Here is a 19645-nt window from a genome sequence, read left to right as displayed (position 1 = left end):
TATTATATTTTATTATTAAAAAGCATTAAATCATGTTTATATTAAAATTGAATTATAAATATGATTTTAATTTAAAAAGTGAGATTATTCATAAGTGTAATTAAATATTAATATAAATTTCATTGTTGAATTTATTATTAATTATCATTATTATCTAATATTCATTTATGTTTATTATTTAATTCAAATTATTTATTTAAAAAAATTAAAGGTGTAATCTGTGAAAGTTCAATCTGATGTAAACATAGGACTTGTGGGCCATGTCGATCACGGAAAGACAACACTTACTAAAGCATTATCTGGTGTATGGACAGATACTCACAGTGAAGAAACAAAAAGAGGTATTTCAATCCGTTTAGGATATGCTGACATTGAATTTAGAAAATGTCCTAAATGTGAGGAACCTTTATGTTACACTACTAAAGATGTTTGTGAACATTGTGGAAGTGAAACTGAAGTAATTAGAAAAGTATCATTTGTAGATGCTCCAGGACACGAAACCTTAATGGCTACCATGTTATCTGGTGCAGCAATTATGGATGGTGCTGTATTGGTAATTGCAGCTAACGAGGAATGTCCACAGCCACAAACCAAAGAGCACTTGATGGCACTTGATGTTATTGGTGTAAAGGATGTAGTTGTAGTTCAAAACAAAGTGGATATTGTTCCTAGAGAAAGAGCTGTTGAGAGTTATAAGGAAATCAAGGAATTTGTTAAAGGCACTTGTGCGGAAGATGCACCAATCATTCCAGTATCTGCTCAACAAGGAGCGAATATTGATATTCTTATTAAAGCTATTAATGACACTATCATTACACCAGAAAAAGAATTGGACAAACCTGCTAGAATGCATGTGGCTAGATCATTTGATATTAATAAACCTGGTTCCCACCCTAAAAAGATTAAAGGTGGAGTAATCGGTGGAAGTTTAGTTCAAGGTACTCTTAAATTAGGAGACATCATTGAAATTAGGCCTGGAATTAATATTAAGGAAAGCAAACAGAACAAATGGATCAGCTTGACTTCTGAAATCATCGGATTGGAAGCTGGTGGAGAATCTGTTGAAGAAGTAGGTCCTGGAGGCCTTATTGGTGTAGCTACTAAATTAGATCCTGCATTAACCAAAGCAGATTCCTTATCTGGTTCTGTTGCTGGTGCTGAAGGCACTTTGCCTGAGGTATTGCATAGCTTTGATATGAAAACTGAATTATTGGAACGTGTTGTAGGAACTAAAGATGAAAGAAAAGTAGATCCAATTAAAATCAAAGAACCTTTAATGATTAACTGTGGTACAACCACCACCATTGGTGTAGTAACTAAAGTTAAGAAAAACGTTAGTGTTGCATTGAAATTACCTGTATGTGCAGATAAAGGGGATAGGGTTGCTTTATCCCGTAGAGTAGGTGCACGTTGGAGATTAATTGGATTTGGTATTATTCAATAAGTTTAACATTTTTAAATTATTGAATTTCATTTTAAAATTTAGTCAGTGATAACATGGAATCTGGAGATAAAAGAGAAGTATTTATTGATACTAACTTTTTTATGATTCCTTTTCAATTCAATGTGGATATTCTAGAGGAATTTAAAAGAATCTTGCCTAATTATCAATTGGTCACTACAAACTTTGTTATAAATGAGCTTAAGGGCTTAAAGAATAACAGTAAGGGCAAAGTTAGATTAGCTGCAGGCTTAGGATTGAAAATTGCTCAATCTGGTGAGATTGAAATTAGAGACATTCCTTTAAATGATGGTGAATCCGTGGATGATGCATTAATTAGACTATCCAAAGTATTGGCAACAAATGATGCTAATCTAAGAAAGAAAGCCAAGAAAAAAGGAATTGCTTTAGTTATTCTAAGACAAAAGAAATATCTGGCAGTTGAAGGTTATCTGGTTTAATGGTTAATTAATCATTTTAATTAACTTTAAATAGTTTCATTATTATATTTTTAATTGATATTCATAATTTACTAAAAATTTAAAAAATTTATAGAATTTATTAATTTAATTTACTATAAATTTATAAAATTTAAATTTATAATAACATAAAAATTAGCTTTATTACAAATTTATTTAAAATTTAATTTCACTAAACGAGGGATTATTTTGTATTACATGACAACTATTGAGGGAACTGTAAGAATTCCACCTTACAGATTTGATGATCCTCTTGAGGATGTAGCCATTGAAACTTTAAATGAAGAGTACATAGGTCAACTTGATAAAGATTTAGGTTTAATGGTTGGTGCATTCAATATTGTGGAAATCGGTGAAGGAGTGCTTATTATGGGTGATGGCGCTGCTTACCATAATGTTGTATTCAATGCAATTTTCTTCAAGCCGGAACAACAGGAAATTGTTGAAGGAGAAGTTAATGACATTACTGAATTTGGAGCTTTTGTAAAAATTGGTCCAATGGAAGGTCTTGTACATGTATCACAAGTAACTGATGATTACATTAATTATGATTTAAAAAATTCATCTCTTATTGGTAATGAATCTAAAAAGATCTTAACTGAAGGAGATAAAATTAGAGCAAGAATAGTTACTTTAAGCCTTAAAGGAAAATCCATTAAGGAATCTAAGATTGGTCTTACAATGAGACAACCTAACTTAGGTAAATTTGAATGGATTGAAGCTGAAAAGAATAAGGCAAAAGAAAATAAAGCTATGGCTAAGGTGGAAGAATAATGGTATTGAAAGCTTGTACACATTGCAGTTTATTAACTGAAAAGGAACAATGCCCGGAATGTAAAAACCCTACTTCTTCTAACTGGAGTGGACTTTTAATAATTACTAATCCTGATGAGTCAGAAGTTGCTCGCGAATTAGGAATTAAAAAAGCTGGCGAATACGCATTAAGAGTAAGATAGTTTTCTTAACTCTTATTTCTATTTTTTTCTATTTTTCTTTTTTTCAATTTTATTTATTTTATCTATTTTAAGTTTTTAATTTTATTAATTTTTAATTATTTATCCTATTTTGCTATTTTTAATGATTATTTTTATTATTTTGCTATTTTTAATCGATTATTACACTTATTTTATTCTAAAATCAATTAAAAACTTGTATTTTTACAATAAACTTAAATAAGATGTTGTTTAATATATTATTGGATTTTATTAATCCTATTAAGTAATTTTATAATTATTTGTTTATTTGGAGGTTTTTTATGACTGGTTTAATTGACTTATTCAAAGAAGCTTTAGTATACCCTACTAAAGACTATAAGGCATTAGTTATTTTTGGAGTCATTTTCCTTATTGCTAATTTGTCTTCTGTATTGATTGCATGGAACATTGAAATTAGTGGGGCTGTAATCAGTTTATTGGCTATTATCTCATTAATTCTTTATTTTGTAACTGAAGGTTATATCTTAAGCGTTTTAAAGGAAACAATCAATCTCGGGGATGAGATTCCTGCTTTAAATATTCTTGAGAATTTCATTGACGGATTGAAATTATTGGTTGTGCAAATTGTTTATTACATTATCCCAACAATTATCGTTTTGCTTGTCGGTTGGGTTTCCGGAACTTATTCCGCTATGGCTGAAATTTTAGCCTTTATAGGAAATAACGTTTCAGATACAGTTGATCCTAGTATGGCTATTAGTGCAGTTCCTCAAGATCTTTGGGCTCCATTATTCACTGGTCTTGCAATCACTGGAATTGTTGCAGTAATCTTATATCTCATATTTGGTTTATTATTGGAGATTGCAATGTGCAGATTAGCTAAATCTGGGGATATTGGAGAAGCTATAAACTTTAAGGAAGTAATTGCTGACATTCAAGCAATCGGTATCGGAAGATTCATTGCATGGTTCATTATTTTATTTATTTGTGCTTTCGTTCTAGGATTTGTTTTAGGTATTATTACTGCTATTCCATATATTGGTATATTGATTGCATTTTTAGTCGGCGCTCCATTTATAGCTTTATTTGGTGCTAGAACTTTAGGTAATCTTTACGCTGATGCGGAATAGATTCAAATTTTAGGCTTCAGTCCGTAGTGCCTAGACAAAAATCTTTACTAATGTTTAGAGTATCTTGCTCTAAACTATTTTTCTTTTTTTAACTAATTTTTCTCTATTTAGAGCATTTTCATGCTAAACTTTATATATCTTAAATTAGATAAATATTAAAGTATAATAATTATTTTACTATATATTTTTTGCTCAAATATTTAATTAAAATATTATTATTTGGATTGATTAATAGAGGTTAAAACTTGTTTAAGTTAGATGAGAATTTAATAGGTGAATTCAAAAAGCCATTAGGTAAATTGTATGCTGAATTTGAAGATGCAATTCCTATGATTAAAGAAGCTAATTTCTTAATCTCTGTTGGTGATCAAACCACTAAAAATCTACTTGATAACGATTTGATTCCTGATTTGGGAATCATAGACCATCGTATTCAACGTAAAGATCATAATCATGATATTATTCGTACAGAAAACATTTTAGAGGCGGACAATCCTGCTGGTACAATCACTGAAAATCTATGGGAAACCATAGAGGAAGCTATTTCTTTAACTTTGAAAGATAGCGAAAAACGCATCATTGTAGTTGAAGGGGAAGAAGATCTTGCAGTTCTTCCATGCTTATTGGTTGCACCTGAAGATGCCGTTATTTTATATGGCCAACCTAATGAAGGATTGGTCTTTGTAAATGTTTTCGAAGGAAAAGACAAAGCTGCTAAGCTCATGACTTACTTTAAGGAAATGGCTTAGTTTAATTGTATTTTATAATTAATTAAATTCAAACCCTAAAAATGAGAGGTTTTTATAATGGAAATTGAAATTTTTGAAAAGAAAGAAAACGTTTTATTTGATAGAACTGAAGTTAAATTTTATGTTTCATATGTAGGAGAACCAACTCCTAAGCTTTTAGATGTCAAAAGCAAATTAGTTGCTATGCTTGACACTAAAAAAGAATTAATCGTTGTAGACAACATTCAACCAGGATACGGTGAACCTAAAGCAACTGGTTACGCTAAAGTGTATGGTAGAGAATCATCTTTAATTGATGTGGAAAAACCAAGCGTCATTGAAAAGAACAAAGAACCAGAAGCTCCTGCTGAAGAAGAAGATGAAGCGGAAGAATAAATGATTAATGTTTAGGAGGATATTATTATGCCTGATAAAAAAGATTTATACACTGTAGAAGGAGACAAAATCGTAAGGAAAAACCCATTCTGTCCTCGTTGTGGTGAAGGTGTCTTCATGGCTGACCACGGTGACAGATTCGCTTGCGGTAAATGTGGATACACTGAAATGAAAGCTAAAGAATAGATTTATTCTTTACTTTACTTTTTTACTTTTTTAATTATTTTTTACTAACATTTTATTAAACTATTTTTAATATTCTATTTTTTCTAATTTTCTTTAACAATCCTATTTTTTAAATAATTTTTCTAATTTTTAGATATTTATATAAATTATTAAAACTAAAATTTAATAATATATAAGTAATTAAAGAATTTTCACGAATTCTTATTTTAAGATTATAATTAAAAATTTTCATTTACTACTGAATTTAATGAGTTGATATCCTTGAAAATTAGAACTGGAAGACTTGAAAAGGAAATGACCGATGAAGCTGCAGTGTACACCTCTTCATTGGAATTTGATAGATTTATCTTTGATGCAGACATTCAATGCAATTACGCTCACACTTCAATGCTTAAGGCACAAGGAATTATAGATGAAGAAATAGCAGATAAGATCCTTGAAGCATTGGATAAGCTAAGTGATGAAGGCTTTGATGCCCTTGAATTTGACCATTCCGTTGAAGACGTTCATATGGCTGTAGAAAACTATGTGACAAAGCTTGTAGGTCCTGAAGCAGGATTCATGCATACTGCAAAGTCAAGAAATGACCAAGTTGCAACAGACATAAGACTTCTTTTAAGAGATAGAATCACTGAAATCCAAATAGGTATCCTTGAATTCATTGAAGGAATCCTTGAGCTTGCAAAGGAGCATAAGGAAACCGTCATGATTGGATACACTCACTTGCAGCATGCTCAACCGGTTACATTGGCTCATCACTTGATGGCACATGCACAAGCCCTAAAAAGGGATTACCAAAGATTGGATGACACCTATAAGAGAGTCAATCTAAACCCATTAGGTTCTGCTGCTATGGCAACTACAAGTTTTCCAATTGATAGGGACTTGACAACTCAACTATTGGGATTTGATGATTATCTTGAAAACTCCATGGATGGTGTTTCATCAAGAGACCATATTGCAGAGACCGTATTTGACTTAAGCGCATTATGCACTACATTGTCAAAAATCTGTGAAGAACTGGTTCTTTGGAGCACTTATGAGTTTGGAATCGTTTCAATGGCAGATGAATACTCTTCCACTTCATCAATCATGCCACAAAAGAAAAATCCTGATGTTGCTGAAGTTGCAAGATCAAAATGCGCTATTGTAAACGGTGAACTTGTAACTATCCTTACAATATTGAAAGCTATTCCATACACTTACAACAGGGATTTGCAGGAAATCACTCCTCACTTATGGAATGCATGTGATGTGGCTTATGATACCTTAAAGATAGTCAACCATATGCTCTTGACTGTCACTTTCAATACAGAAAGATGCCTTGAATTGGCTGGAGCTAACTTCGCTACAGCTACCGATTTGGCAGACATTATGGTAAGAGAAAGAAAGATACCATTCAGAACAGCTCACAAGATTGTAGGAAGAATTGTAAATGAAGCGGTAGCTGAAGGAGTTAATCCAAGCGATATTGATGGTACATATGTGGATAATGTGGCTGAAGAGCTTGGATTCGATAAATTGAATCTTGATGATGAATTGATTCACAATGCTTTGAATCCTATTGAAAACGTTAAGATAAGAAAGGTTCCTGGAGGACCTTCTCCTGAAATGGTCCAATTGGCTATTGACAATATGAACATATTTTTAGATAATGAATTTGAAAAACAAGGAATCTAATTGTTTTTCATTCTTTATTTTATTTTTTGAATAATTTTATAACTATTGTTAAAATATTATTGTTTCTAATGGTGGAAATATGGTATATGATGTAAATGCTCTTCTAAATCACATTAATAGGATTAGAAAGGAAATAGGTCATGAGGAAGTCAATATAGACATTAAGGAAGTTCTATATGATATAGATACTAATGAGATGTGGATAATTACCAATGACCGTCCCGACAAATCAGCCATTATAGGTAAAGGTGGATGGGTTGTTGGCAGACTCAGAGAAGAGCTTGAAATCGGTAGCATTCATGTTGAAAGCTATTCTGATTTCCTACAAAAGGAGTATAGGATGAACCTTTCATTAAATAAGCTGAATTCCTTTGTAAATGAAAACAAGGATAATTTGGATTATGGTTCATTCATAGCATTGAACAATCTAATTGATATTCTAAAGATAAAATTGGAAAATCTCTATTCATTCAATTTCTACAAGTATTTCAAGGATTTGGAAGAGGGTCCATATGGTTATTTTGAAGCTGAAAAGCCAGCAGCTATTGTAGCATTGTCTGGTGGAACTGACAGCAGCTTTTCACTCATATTGGCAAAGAAATTGGGTTTCAATCCAATAGCTGTTACAGTTGATCCTGGAACAATTGTTCTTCCAAAGCAATTCAAGCATAATATTGATAAGTTAGTAAGTGAATTGGATGTTCCACATGAATACATTGAAGTTGACTATAGTGATTTGATAGAGGAATCATTTACAGGAAGATTCCACCCTTGTGGAAGATGTTCAAAAATCATTGAAGACACTTTATACAAATATGCCTTAGAGAATGAAATTCCTATTGTAATTTTTGGAGATATGTTGGCAACTGGAAGTCAATGTATCACTGAACAAATTTGTAATTTTGATGAAAATACTAAAAATGAATCAACTGATGTAGATAAAGAAGTTGAAAATAATAAGATTATTAGACTCAACTTACCTGCTTCATTATCCGTGTCAAAATTAGAGAACAAATCCTTGACTAGTCATTATAATCTAATCAAGTTTAAAGGATTCGGATGTCCTTTGTTGTATGAAGTTCATAAGAAGTTTCCACATATGAAAAGGTACTCAATTCAAAGAATTTTAAGGGAAACCAGATCAGGTGTACTTGAACCTGGTGAGGCATTGGACTTGATTTGGAGTTTTTATAATACAGACTAATAATTTGAAATAATTTAATTTTGAATTTTCATAATTTTGATAATTTTTATTAAGGTGAAAATATGAAAAGAACTATTTGTCCACGTTGCGGTTCAAGCAATATTGATTGGATCATTCCACAGGTTTGGTCTAAATGGGAATGTAAGGATTGTTCATACACTGGACCTGCCATTGAAGCTGATGATGATTTGATTGCAGAAATCAAGGCTGATTGGGAAGAGAATAAGGAAAAATATCTTGAAGAGGAAAATATAAGAGCACAACAGATTGCATCTGGTGAAGATGAAATCCTAGATGAGGAAATGGAATTGGAAGAGGAAGATGAGCTCACTGAAGAGGAACTGGATAAGAAACTAAGGGAATTGGACTTATAATTGCCTTAAAAATAATTCATTCCAATTTTCATTTAATTTGCTTTAAAAAATATTCAATTTAAATCATTATATTTTTATACTTTATCAAACATACTATTATTTGAATATATTAGCATTATAAAAATTTTAAGTTCATTGAACTTTTTAAAAGAGGTGATATTATGCCTAGTTTTTTAAATTTACGTGGAAATAATAATGACTCTAAAGACCCTAGACTAATAAGGGAAGGAATCAAATTAGGAGTTAATTATAAAAGATTTAGTAAAGAGCCTGTTTTAGGCAAAAACATTTTGCTTAGGTCTAATACTGTAATCTATAATGATGTAATCATTGGAGATGATTTTAAAACTGGACATAATGTTGTTGTAAGAGATCATACTACTATTGGTAATGATGTATTGATAGGTACAAACACTGTCATTGAAGGTGGATGTGAGATTGGAAACAATGTAAGCATTCAATCAAATGTGTACATTCCAAGAAACAGTATCATTGAGGACAATGTATTCATCGGACCATGTGCCTGCTTTACCAATGACAGATATCCTGTTAGAGTTGAATATGATTTGAAAGGACCTCAACTTAGAAAAGGATGTTCCGTTGGTGGAAATACAACATTCCTATCCAATATTGAAGTTGGTGAAGGAGCTATTGTAGCTGCTGGTGCTGTAGTAACCCGTAGTGTACCTCCTTATTACTTGGCTATTGGTACACCTGCAAAGATCAAGCCATTGCCTACTTCACTTAGAGTTCCAAACATGATTTAATTTTGGAATTTTTCTTTTTTTCTTTTTATTATTTTAATTTCTTAAATAGAATTTTTTCTATTTTTTCTTTTTTATTTGTTAATTTTATTAAGTATTTTTAGTTTATTTTCTATTTTTATTAATTTTTAATTCTATTTTTCCTCATTTATTCCTTATTTTTCCTTATTTTAACCGAAAGGTTATATATAATAAAAAAGATATATTTTTATGTTATGTATTAAGACTATTTATTCTAAAATATTCTAAAACAAGCTTTTTAAGGTTTATTTAATTTTGTTTTAAAATATTTTGAAATATTTAGATTTTATACAACTTTTGTTGAAATTAATTTAAATTAAATTTTAATTATTATTATTATTATGGAGATTTAACTATGATTGTAAAAGATTGGTGTTCTTACTGCGGTTGTTGCGCAGGTGTCTGTGTAAGAAACTGCATAGAAGTAAAGGAAACTGCTTTAGTTTTTGATGATAACTGTAATAACTGTGGAATTTGTGTAGATGCTTGTCCTTTAGCGGCATTAGAAATGGAAGAGGAATAAGCGAGGTTGATTATTATGATTAAAACTGATGTATTAGTTATTGGTGCTGGACCTGCTGGTTCCACTGCAGCTAGATTTGCTGCAAAAGGAGGAGCTAAAGTAATTCTTATTGATAAAAAATCCGAAATCGGTGCTCCTAAAAGATGTGCAGAAGGTGTTTCCAAAAAGACCTTTGATATTTTAGAGCTTGAAGCGGACCCTCATTGGATTACTCAGGAAATTGAAGGTGTAAGATTGATTGCACCTGATGGAACTGATGTATGGATTACCAATGATGTAGTGGAACTTCCAGAAGCAGGTTACATCTTAGAAAGAAAAGTCTTTGACAAACACTTGGCTATGGAAGCAGGAAGAGAAGGTGTGGAAATCAGAATCAAAACCCAAGCAAAAGGTCTTAAAAAAGAGGAAGATGGATCCTACACTGTAACTGTTGAAACCATGGGTGATGTTTACGACATCAATGCTAAGATACTCATTGGTGCTGACGGTCCTGAATCCCACGTAGCTAAATGGGCAGGTCTTAAGGCAATCACCAAACCTAAACATATGGAATCTGGTATCCAATTCGAGATGTGTAATGCCAAAATGGAAAGAAACAATGTGCTTGAGTTCTACTTCGGTAGCGTAGCACCTGGAGGTTACTTCTGGTTATTCCCTAAAGGTGACGATATCGTAAATGCAGGACTTGCTATCATTCCTGAAATGGCTGAAAAATCCGCTTACGAATACTTAGTTGATGCTGTAAACAACTGTTACGCACTTAAGGATGCTCAACCTGTAGAATTGAATGTAGGTGGAGATCCTGTTGGTGGACTTGTAAAGGAAATGTACAATGACAACATCTTGCTTTGTGGAGATGCTGCAAGTCAAGTTAACCCATTAACCGGTGGAGGAATCACCAGTGGTATTACTGGTGGTAAATTAGCAGGACAAACCGCTGCTGAAGCTATTGCAGCAGGAGACTGCTCCAAAGAATTCCTTAAAAAGTATGCTGAATTAGTTGATGAAGCTATGGGTCACGATATGGACAAATACACCAAAGCTTGTGACTACTTATGGTCTTTAAATGATGATGACTTAAACAGCATTGCAAAAGCTTTCCAAGACATTGAATTTGAAACTCTTGGAACCACTGAACTTGTAAAGGCTTTAATTAAAGTTCAACCAAGTGCAGCTTTAAAATTACGTAAATTGTTCTTATAACCCAGCTTTTCCGCTCCTTCGGAGCGCAAAACCTGGACCAAAATTCTTTTCACTAGTTGGGAGGAATTTTCTTTAACTTTTTTTATATTTTTTAATAATTTTAATTATCTTATTTTACTCTTTTTCTAATAATTTTCCTTTATTTTCACTAAATTAATATAAAAAGTTATATATTCATTAAAATAAAGTAAATATTAATATATATTTTAAACATAGATTAAAAATCAAATATTTTTCAAATTTAATAATGGAAAATATTTTATTAATTCAATAATAGCTATTTGTGATAATATGATATTAATTACTGGTGGAGCAGGATATATAGGCTCCCATGTCAATAAATTGCTTAATAAATCAGGTTATGAGACAATTGTATTGGATAACCTATCTAAAGGTCATAAGTCTGCAGTTAAATGGGGTGAATTGGTTAATGCAGATTTAAGTGACAGTGAAAAAGTAAGGGAAATCTTTCAAGACAATGATATTGAGGCAGTAATGCACTTTGCAGCCTTTTCATCTGTAGCAGAGTCTGTTGAGGAACCTGAAAAATACTTTAAAAACAATTATGAAAACACCTTGAATTTGCTTATGATCATGAAGGAATTTAGAGTGAGAAAATTTATCTTTTCATCCACAGCTGCATTGTATGGAATTCCAAAATCCATTCCAATCAGTGAAGAGAGTGAATTGAGGCCAATCAACCCTTATGGGGAATCAAAATTAATGGTTGAAAATCTTTTGAAGGATGAATCCGATTTCGGTGGCTTGAAATATGTTTCCTTAAGATATTTCAATGCAGCAGGTGCAGACTTGGATTGTGAAATCGGTGAAGACCATGACCCTGAAACTCATTTGATTCCTTTGGTATTGGATGCAGCAATTGGAAGAAGAGAAAGCATCTCCATTTTTGGTGATGATTACAGCACTCCTGACGGCACTTGCGTTAGGGATTATATTCATGTAAATGACTTGGCTGATGCCCATTTGAAAGCATTGCAGTATTTGGAAGAGCCATTCAATGACAGCAATATTTTCAATTTGGGAAATGGCAGTGGATTTTCAGTAAAGGATGTTGTTGACACATGCAAGAAGGTTACTGGAATTGACTTTAATGTAAAGATTGAAGGAAGACGTCCAGGTGATCCTGATATACTAATAGCTGATTCCAAAAAGGCTGAAGAGATATTGGGATGGAAACCTGAAATTACAGAGTTGGAAGACATAGTGGAATCTGCTTGGAATTGGCATAAAAAGATTCATATTTAAGTTGATTTAAGAGTGGAGTGTTAAAATGGATAATAATTTTGAAGAGAATGATTATGGATTTAACGATTTTGAAGATACTTACTCAAATGAATTAAATGCAGAAGAATTGGTTGATGTTAGAATTATCCTAACTAATCTTGATTATTTGGAATTCCTTTCTAAGGCTGTAAGCAATTTTGACTTATCTAATTTTAATGTGAATATTTCTTCCATAATTCCAACAAAAGACATTGAAATAGCTAAAAATACTGTAATTGGTGCAGATTTGGTTTTAATTGCAGCTCAAAACAATGCAGAAAACCATAAATTATATCAAAACTTTAAGAAATCATTAAAGAATGAGTTTAATTACATAGAATACTTAAAGCTTCCTTCACTTGATGAATTGAATGGTTATGAATACGGAGATTATGATGAAAACATCATTGAGGATGAAATAGCAAATTCAATCATTCGTGGAGGATTATACAGCATTTCAAATCTATCTTCAATCAATAACTCCAAAAGAAAATACCATGAGCTTAAAAAGGATTTTGAAGATGAATCATTGAAATATGATAAGATAACTAAAGAAAACGAACTTTTAGTCAAGGAATCCAAAGCAATTAGAGAGAAAAATGAAAAGCTTTCAGAAGAAGTAAAAATACTTCAAAGGCAATTGGATCAAATCAAGTCAGACTTTTCAGATTTGAAATCAAGATTTGAGGGAATTCATAGCAAAAACTCTTTGGAAGTCTATTCCTTAAATGAATTGTGGTATGACTTGTTTGGAGAATACTTGTCTCAGGATGTTTATAAGTTTATTTTAATCAGTACAGACAATTTCCGTCCTAAGAACATTATGATAGGTCAAGGAGCTATTTGTGCAGAGTCTAAGGAAGATGCATTGGATTGGTTAAAGATCATTAAGACAGCATTTATCTTGGCTGATACAAACAAGCAGGATTTGGATTACAATAATTTCAAAAGCAATTTCAAGTTCGATGACATTGATGAGTTCGGTTCAAGCTCTTCATTTTCCACATCTGGATTTGAGACAATAGAAGAGAGTGACATTTTCAATACTCCAAAAGATGACGGATTTATCTATAATGAAAGATTCGAAGGAAATGATGATTCTAATGATTCCATCATTGATGATGATCTATTTAGCAATGCTTTCATTGATGAGTCCAAAAAGGAAGACATAAATGTTTTCAATCTCAAGTCTCTCAAGTCAATTGAGGATGAAGAGGATGACTCAAGTGAAAATGCAAGTTATGACAATGATGAAGAAGATTATGATTATGATGATGGTGAAAATGCAGATGATGATGAAGAGGAAATCTACAATGCTTTTTCAAACCTTTGGGGCTAGATAATCGTTCATTTTAATTTTCTTTTTGCACTGTAATTTTATTTATTTTACTATTTTTAACTATTTTTTATCTTATTTCTTTCAATTTTTTTTAAAAATTTCAATATATTTCTTATCTATTTTTTCATAATTTTTTTTAAAATTTTTTTCAAAAAGATTTATTATAAATATTAGAAAATTTATAAATAATTATATAATATTTTTTTAAGTTCAAAATATTATATTCATGATTTAAAATTATTAAAAATTTTATGTCTTAATAGGGTAAGGAGATTAAATATTGAAAGATAAGTGTGGTATTGTAGGAATACATTCTAAGGACAATCTTAAGGATGTTTCTCACTTGATTTATTACGGTTTATATGCTTTACAGCATAGAGGACAGGAATCTGCAGGTATAGCTACTCATAACATTAATTATGGTTTGAACTTCCATTGTGGAATGGGTTTGGTTACTGATGTTTTCAATAATGCTTTAATCAAAAGCTTAGCTGGAAATGTAGGTATCGGACATGTAAGATACTCAACTACTGGCCAATCAAAGATAGAAAACTCACAGCCATTCTACACTGAACTGGAGGATGGATTCATCGCTATGGCTCATAATGGTGATATTGTCAATTCAGGTTCCTTAAGAGAGGAATTGATTAAGAAAGGTTATGAATTCAAATCTGATACTGATTCTGAAGTTGTCTGTTACTTGATTAAGGAAGAGGCTAAAGAGGAGAAAGATATTTTAAAAGTTATCGATGCAGTTTCTCAAAAGTTAATAGGTTCATATTCATTAGTAATTCTAATCAATGATGAACTTTACGTTTTAAGAGATCCTATGGCTATGAAACCTTTGGTTTTAGGTGAAACAGATGACCATTTTGTAGTTGCATCTGAAACTGTAGCATTTGATGTTATCGATGCAAAGCTTATTCGTGATTTGGAACCAGGTGAATTGCTTTACTTTAAGGACAATAAGGTTAACTCCTATATCTTGCCATCTGCAAAAGGTTCCAAAAGGGCACATTGTATGTTTGAATATGTTTACTTTGCCCGTCCTGATAGCGTAATCGATGAGAGAAGCGTTTACAATACAAGACTTAAAATCGGTGAAGCATTGTATAAGGAATACCCTATTGATGCAGATTTGGTATTGCCTGTTCCGGATTCATCAATCCCTGCAGCTATTGGATATGCAAGGGCTTCAGGCATTCCATATGGTGAAGGTTTAATCAAGAACAGATATGTTGGAAGAACTTTCATTATGCCAACCCAAGAAGAGCGTGAAATTGCTGTAAGACTTAAATTAAACCCATTAAGACATGAACTTGAAGGAAAAAGTGTTGTTGTAATTGATGACAGTATCGTTAGAGGTACAACTTCCGAATCCTTGGTAAGAATCCTTAAGGCAGCAGGTGCTAGAGAGGTACATATGTTGATTGGATGCCCTCCTGTAATTGCACCATGTTTCTACGGTGTTGCTCTTGCTACTAAAGAGGAATTGATTGCTGCTAATTTGGAAATTGATGATATCAGAAAGCAGTTAGGTGCAGAAACTTTAGGTTATATCAGCATTGAATCTCTTATTGAAGCTATTGGCATTGATGGAGACAAATTATGCTTAGGTTGTATCAATGAGGACTACCCTACTGAGATTCCAGATGACTTAGAAGCGGAATCCTACTATGATTATTATCAACCTTTAAGAGATGCAGCTGAAGAAGATGAATAGTTTTTCATCTTTTTATTTTTTTAATGTCTATTTTTCTATTTTTTATTGATATTTAATTCTTTAAATTTGTTAGATTTATGAATGAGTTGTTTTTATGGTGGAATTGTTAGCTCCTGCAGGAAATTTTATTTCATTAACCAGTGCACTTAAAAACGGTGCAGATGCGGTTTATATTGGCCTTGAAGATATGAATATGAGGGTTAATGCAAGTAATTTTTCCCTTGAAGACATTAAAAAGGCAAGTGAAATTACAAGAGAGTATGGAGCTAAGCTATATGTCTGCACAAATACCATAATGAAAGACAAAGACATTGAAATGCTAAAGGAACAATTACCCTATATCAAGGAGTATGGTGCAGATGGAATCATCCTATCAGACATTTCATTAATAGATTTAGCAGTTGAAAATGGCCTTGAAGCCCATATGAGCGTTCAGGAAAACACAACCAATTTTTATGCATTGAAGGCTTTGGAGAGATTAGGTGTTAAAAGAGCTATTCTATCAAGGGAATTGTCTTTAGATGAAATCAAGGAAATCACTAAAAAGCTTAAGGAAAGTGATTCTTCCATTGAAACTGAAGTGTTCATTCATGGTGCAATGTGCATGGCAATATCCGGCAGATGCTTCTTGAGCTATGGATTGTATGGGAGAAGCGCTAATTGTGGAGATTGTCTCCAGCCTTGCAGAAAGGAATGGAAACTAAGCTTTGAGGAAGATGAAAATGATGATGTAATCAATTTTTCAGACTGTGATGATGAGTCATTCATCATATCAAATTCCTATGATGATTCCTATAGGACAAACTTCTTCTCTCCAAAGGATATGGCATTGATAGAACATATTCCAGAACTCATTGAAGCTGGAATCGATTCCTTTAAGATTGAAGGAAGAGCAAGATCTCCAGATTATGTTGCAACTGCAGTTAAGGTCTATAGGGAAGCTATTGACTTGTATCAGGAAGATCCGGAAAACTATCAATATGATCCTAAATGGATGGAGGAATTGATGAAAGTGTTCAATAGAGGTTATGACACTGGATTTTACTTCAATGTTCCTTATGAAATCAGTGAAAACAACCAATCAAAATTCATTAAGAAGGATATTGGAAAGGTTGTGAATTATTATAATAAGATTAGGGTTGCAGAGCTAAAGATATGGGATGATTTGGCTATTGGTGATGAGATCATGGTCCAAGGGCCAACAACAGGTTCAATCACCCATGTAATCGACTCTATGCAAATTGATGGAAAAGCTATTGAAAAGGCAGAAAAAGGTTCAAATGTGGCAATAGCAATTGATGAGAAATTGAGGGAAAGCGATTTTGTTTATAAGTTAATCCCTAGAGAATAATTATTATACTTGCTCAAATTACGGATATTTTAAAACTATTGGTGTAAAGATGAAAAGACAAAAGAAAATAGCTATTTATGGAAAAGGAGGTATTGGAAAAAGTACCACAGTAGCTAATATTGCAGCAGCTTATAGTGAAGATGATAAGAAGGTTATGGTAATAGGTTGTGATCCTAAATCTGACACTACAAGAACCTTGTGCGGTAAAAGGATACCTACAATTGTAAACACCTTAAAGGATAATAAGGCTCCAGAGCTTTCTGATCTGGTTTTTGAAGGATTCAATCAAATCAAATGTGTTGAAAGTGGAGGCCCGGAACCTGGAGTGGGCTGTGCAGGACGTGGAGTTATCGTTGCAATGAAACGTTTAGAGAATCTAAATGCCTTTGATGAGGAGTTTGATGTGATTCTTTATGATGTTTTAGGTGATGTTGTCTGCGGAGGATTTTCTGTTCCTCTTAGAGAAGATTATGCTGATGAAGTATTTATTGTATCCTCTGGAGAATATATGTCTTTATATGCTGCAAATAATATTTCCAAAGGAATCAAGAAGCTTAAGGGAAACCTTGGAGGAATCATTTGCAATTGCAAAGGCATTGAAAATGAGGAGGAAATTGTCAGTTCCTTTGCAGAAAAAATCGAGACTCAAGTCATTGGAGTTATAGGTAGAAGCAATTTGATTCAAAGAAGTGAATTGGATGCAAAAACAGTAGTTGAATATGCTCCTGATTCAGATGAGGCAGAAGCTTATAGAAAATTAGCAAGCGATATTTTCATCAATGATAATTTCTCAACTCCAGAACCAATGGAAGATGAGGATTTTGAAAATTTCTTTAAGTCATTCTTAGATTAATGGCTTTTTCTTTCTTTTTTTATTTACTTTTTTTAATTTTATAACTAATTTTATTCTTTTTAAAATCTGAGAACTATTTTTTTTATTCCTGGTTGATTTTTAATTCTTATTTTTAATTAACTCTTTTTTAAAATAGCTTAAATTATGATATTCCATATCTATTTTATCATATGCGCTTTTTACAGAATTCATAGCATCTCTTTTTCTTTTAAAATAGATTAAATGAGAATTGCAATTGCAATCAGAACATCCGAATTTAGGAACTTCCTCACCATCTTCAGCTATTATGGCTGCTAAATCACATTCAATCTTCTTATCTGAAAGATTAAAGAGAACATCCCTTATTTCACTGCTTTCATTTTTAAGCAGGTAATCAATATGCCAATGAAGTTTCTTGTCATCAGACAAATGTCTGTTTATTCTTGCAACAAGTGAATTCATTGCTGAACCTATGTAAACATAGTGTCCTTTCCTAAACTTATAGTCTTGATGTAGATGCCCTATGTTAAGTTTCTCACTTTTTTTCATCGATATGATTAAACAGTATGTTCCTTTCATAATTTAACAACTTTTAGTTTTATTTTTAATTTAATTAATCATTATTTTTATTAAATAAATGGAATGTTTTTGTGCATAAATTATTATGTGTAAATGTTATATTCTTTTTAGATTTTTTAATGCATTGGCATTGTTTTCAAATATCATTTTTACTTTTTCACATTCTTCAATTTCTGCACAATCTGCACATGTTTCATATTTTCTGGCTGAAGCGCATTTTCTTATAGGGCAGATGGAATCACAGAATGGAGTTTTAACTCCATCAATTCTACACCCGACACAATTGATCATTTCAGGGCTTATTTCAACACCATTTAGTTCGCTCCAAAGCTTTGCAACTTTTTCACGTAGTTGATTGTCATCATTTACTGTTGCAATGCGAGCTTCACAGGTCTCGCAATCCAATCCACAATATGCAATGTATTCGTTCATAGTAATCCTCATCTTGGGTTTTTTAATTTTTTAGAATAATTTTGTTTGTACAGTATTATCATTTATGATAAGACTTTTTTGAGTTGTCTCTTTGATGATGTCATCTTCCTTTATTTCTCCTATTAGAATCGGAGATTTAGGATTATGAAGTTTCAAATTCCTTTTGACTAATTTCTTATTTGAATTTGCATAGCAGTATAAGCATCCATGATTGCATGTGTTGTATTCTCCAATATCATTATTTAAAAGACAATAGCACTGCCCATTTCTTGCTTTTTGCTTAGGCATATCTAGATTTTTATTTATTGCTCTTTCAATCACCTCTTTTGTCATGCAACCGCTTGAGTCTATTCCGAATTTGTCCAATTCATTTCCTTCAACGCATGTTTTAATAAGTATATTGTTTTCTTTTCCTATTTTAGCAAATTCTTTGCCTATCTTTAATCTTTCTTCTTTATCCACTTCTATTGCCTGTGGAAAGTTGTGCTTTGTCTTTTCATAAAGGTCAATAAAGCTTATGATTGCTTCAGTTGTATAATCAGATAATGAATTGGCTATGTAATCAAAGGATTCGATGTGCTTTTCCAATGTGTATTTTTCATTGATGAAAATTGGATCATATCTTAATGTCACATTTTCCTTTCCTAACTTGTCTGAAAGATATTTGAAGCTTTCTAAAACGTCATCTACTGGAGGGACATTTGGTTCTATCTCCCTTTCATAAGGTGTTATTGTTATGTGCCAATACTGATTGAACTTGTCTATCTTTTCAAGATTTTTAAGCATTGGCCTCGGATTTTTAGTGCAGAAGATTATGCAATCTATAAGTTCCGGATCTAATTTATATGAATAGATTTGGTTCTTTGCATAAGGGTTTCTTACATATACGAATCCTTCATCGATTCTATTATAGAACCATTCGCTGAAAAATCCTGGAATGTCAGTTCTTAAGCCAGTATTCAATATCATTCAAAAACTCCTCTATAAAAATTTTATTCTCTATCATATATCTATTTGGAATTGGCTTTTTAAAAATATTTT

At 32.0% G+C, this 19645-nt stretch carries 22 protein-coding genes; 19 read left to right on the top strand and 3 right to left on the bottom strand.

The features are described from left to right. Window positions 1-220 precede the first annotated feature (220 nt). From IJI80_RS01210 to cfbC, 19 genes are all read left to right on the top strand, one after another. On the top strand, window positions 221-1444 hold the full coding sequence (locus IJI80_RS01210) for a translation initiation factor IF-2 subunit gamma (RefSeq protein ID WP_292786759.1): 1224 nt from the start codon (window positions 221-223) through the stop codon (window positions 1442-1444). Between the two features lie 53 nt (window positions 1445-1497). Beyond that, window positions 1498-1902, top strand: coding sequence for a PIN domain-containing protein (locus IJI80_RS01205; RefSeq protein ID WP_292786757.1), 405 nt, complete (start codon window positions 1498-1500; stop codon window positions 1900-1902). 216 nt (window positions 1903-2118) lie between these two features. Beyond that, window positions 2119-2694 (top strand): DNA-directed RNA polymerase, encoded by a 576-nt coding sequence (locus IJI80_RS01200; RefSeq protein ID WP_292786755.1) that lies wholly within the window; start codon window positions 2119-2121, stop codon window positions 2692-2694. Between the two features lie 5 nt (window positions 2695-2699). After that, window positions 2700-2876, top strand: coding sequence for a transcription elongation factor subunit Spt4 (gene spt4, locus IJI80_RS01195; RefSeq protein ID WP_292786766.1), 177 nt, complete (start codon window positions 2700-2702; stop codon window positions 2874-2876). Between the two features lie 299 nt (window positions 2877-3175). Next, window positions 3176-3985 carry a DUF4013 domain-containing protein gene (locus tag IJI80_RS01190; RefSeq protein ID WP_292786753.1) on the top strand — a complete coding sequence of 270 codons (810 nt, stop codon included), beginning with the start codon at window positions 3176-3178 and terminating at the stop codon, window positions 3983-3985. A 245-nt stretch (window positions 3986-4230) separates the two neighbouring features. After that, entirely contained in the window at window positions 4231-4734 is a 504-nt protein-coding gene (locus IJI80_RS01185) for a DUF359 domain-containing protein (protein WP_292786750.1), read from the top strand. Between the two features lie 57 nt (window positions 4735-4791). Further along, the gene (locus IJI80_RS01180) at window positions 4792-5109 is read left to right on the top strand and encodes a 30S ribosomal protein S24e (RefSeq protein WP_292786748.1); all 318 of its coding nucleotides are present in this window, start codon (window positions 4792-4794) and stop codon (window positions 5107-5109) included. Between the two features lie 27 nt (window positions 5110-5136). Next, on the top strand, window positions 5137-5295 hold the full coding sequence (locus IJI80_RS01175; RefSeq protein WP_292777618.1) for a 30S ribosomal protein S27ae: 159 nt from the start codon (window positions 5137-5139) through the stop codon (window positions 5293-5295). A 261-nt stretch (window positions 5296-5556) separates the two neighbouring features. Then, window positions 5557-6975 (top strand): argininosuccinate lyase, encoded by a 1419-nt coding sequence (gene argH, locus IJI80_RS01170; RefSeq protein WP_292786745.1) that lies wholly within the window; start codon window positions 5557-5559, stop codon window positions 6973-6975. A 79-nt stretch (window positions 6976-7054) separates the two neighbouring features. After that, window positions 7055-8179 carry an ATPase gene (locus IJI80_RS01165; protein ID WP_292786743.1) on the top strand — a complete coding sequence of 375 codons (1125 nt, stop codon included), beginning with the start codon at window positions 7055-7057 and terminating at the stop codon, window positions 8177-8179. 62 nt (window positions 8180-8241) lie between these two features. Next, window positions 8242-8553 carry a hypothetical protein gene (locus IJI80_RS01160; protein WP_292786741.1) on the top strand — a complete coding sequence of 104 codons (312 nt, stop codon included), beginning with the start codon at window positions 8242-8244 and terminating at the stop codon, window positions 8551-8553. A gap of 161 nt (window positions 8554-8714) precedes the next feature. Next, window positions 8715-9320, top strand: a complete 606-nt coding sequence (locus tag IJI80_RS01155; RefSeq protein ID WP_292786738.1) for an acyltransferase — start codon at window positions 8715-8717, stop codon at window positions 9318-9320. Between the two features lie 373 nt (window positions 9321-9693). Then, window positions 9694-9861, top strand: coding sequence for a 4Fe-4S binding protein (locus IJI80_RS01150; RefSeq protein ID WP_292776291.1), 168 nt, complete (start codon window positions 9694-9696; stop codon window positions 9859-9861). A gap of 15 nt (window positions 9862-9876) precedes the next feature. Then, window positions 9877-11064 (top strand): NAD(P)/FAD-dependent oxidoreductase, encoded by a 1188-nt coding sequence (locus tag IJI80_RS01145; protein WP_292786736.1) that lies wholly within the window; start codon window positions 9877-9879, stop codon window positions 11062-11064. Window positions 11065-11355: 291 nt separating this feature from the next. Continuing rightward, window positions 11356-12330: a UDP-glucose 4-epimerase GalE gene (gene galE / locus IJI80_RS01140; protein WP_292786734.1), complete on the top strand. Its 975-nt coding sequence runs from the start codon at window positions 11356-11358 to the stop codon at window positions 12328-12330. 25 nt (window positions 12331-12355) lie between these two features. After that, complete coding sequence (locus tag IJI80_RS01135; protein ID WP_292786731.1) at window positions 12356-13687, top strand: hypothetical protein; 1332 nt, start codon at window positions 12356-12358, stop codon at window positions 13685-13687. Window positions 13688-13967: 280 nt separating this feature from the next. Then, window positions 13968-15410: an amidophosphoribosyltransferase gene (gene purF / locus IJI80_RS01130; protein WP_292786728.1), complete on the top strand. Its 1443-nt coding sequence runs from the start codon at window positions 13968-13970 to the stop codon at window positions 15408-15410. Window positions 15411-15504: 94 nt separating this feature from the next. Continuing rightward, a complete protein-coding gene (locus IJI80_RS01125) occupies window positions 15505-16761 on the top strand; it encodes a peptidase U32 family protein (protein ID WP_292786725.1) in 1257 nt (418 codons plus the stop codon). A 49-nt stretch (window positions 16762-16810) separates the two neighbouring features. Continuing rightward, window positions 16811-17614: a Ni-sirohydrochlorin a,c-diamide reductive cyclase ATP-dependent reductase subunit gene (gene cfbC / locus IJI80_RS01120; protein ID WP_292786721.1), complete on the top strand. Its 804-nt coding sequence runs from the start codon at window positions 16811-16813 to the stop codon at window positions 17612-17614. 99 nt (window positions 17615-17713) lie between these two features. Here cfbC and IJI80_RS01115 read toward each other — a convergent pair whose 3' ends face one another. From IJI80_RS01115 to IJI80_RS01105, 3 genes are all read right to left on the bottom strand, one after another. Beyond that, complete coding sequence (locus tag IJI80_RS01115) at window positions 17714-18172, bottom strand: GIY-YIG nuclease family protein (protein ID WP_292786719.1); 459 nt, start codon at window positions 18170-18172, stop codon at window positions 17714-17716. Window positions 18173-18268: 96 nt separating this feature from the next. After that, on the bottom strand, window positions 18269-18604 hold the full coding sequence (locus tag IJI80_RS01110; protein WP_292786717.1) for a DUF3795 domain-containing protein: 336 nt from the start codon (window positions 18602-18604) through the stop codon (window positions 18269-18271). A gap of 30 nt (window positions 18605-18634) precedes the next feature. Next, window positions 18635-19573: a DUF1848 domain-containing protein gene (locus IJI80_RS01105; RefSeq protein WP_292786715.1), complete on the bottom strand. Its 939-nt coding sequence runs from the start codon at window positions 19571-19573 to the stop codon at window positions 18635-18637. Window positions 19574-19645: the final 72 nt, after the last annotated feature.

This window comes from Methanobrevibacter sp., from assembly GCF_017432245.1.
Classification (GTDB): domain Archaea; phylum Methanobacteriota; class Methanobacteria; order Methanobacteriales; family Methanobacteriaceae; genus Methanobrevibacter.
Note: the sequence above shows the minus strand (reverse complement) of the source record. Positions and strands in the feature narration are given on the sequence as shown.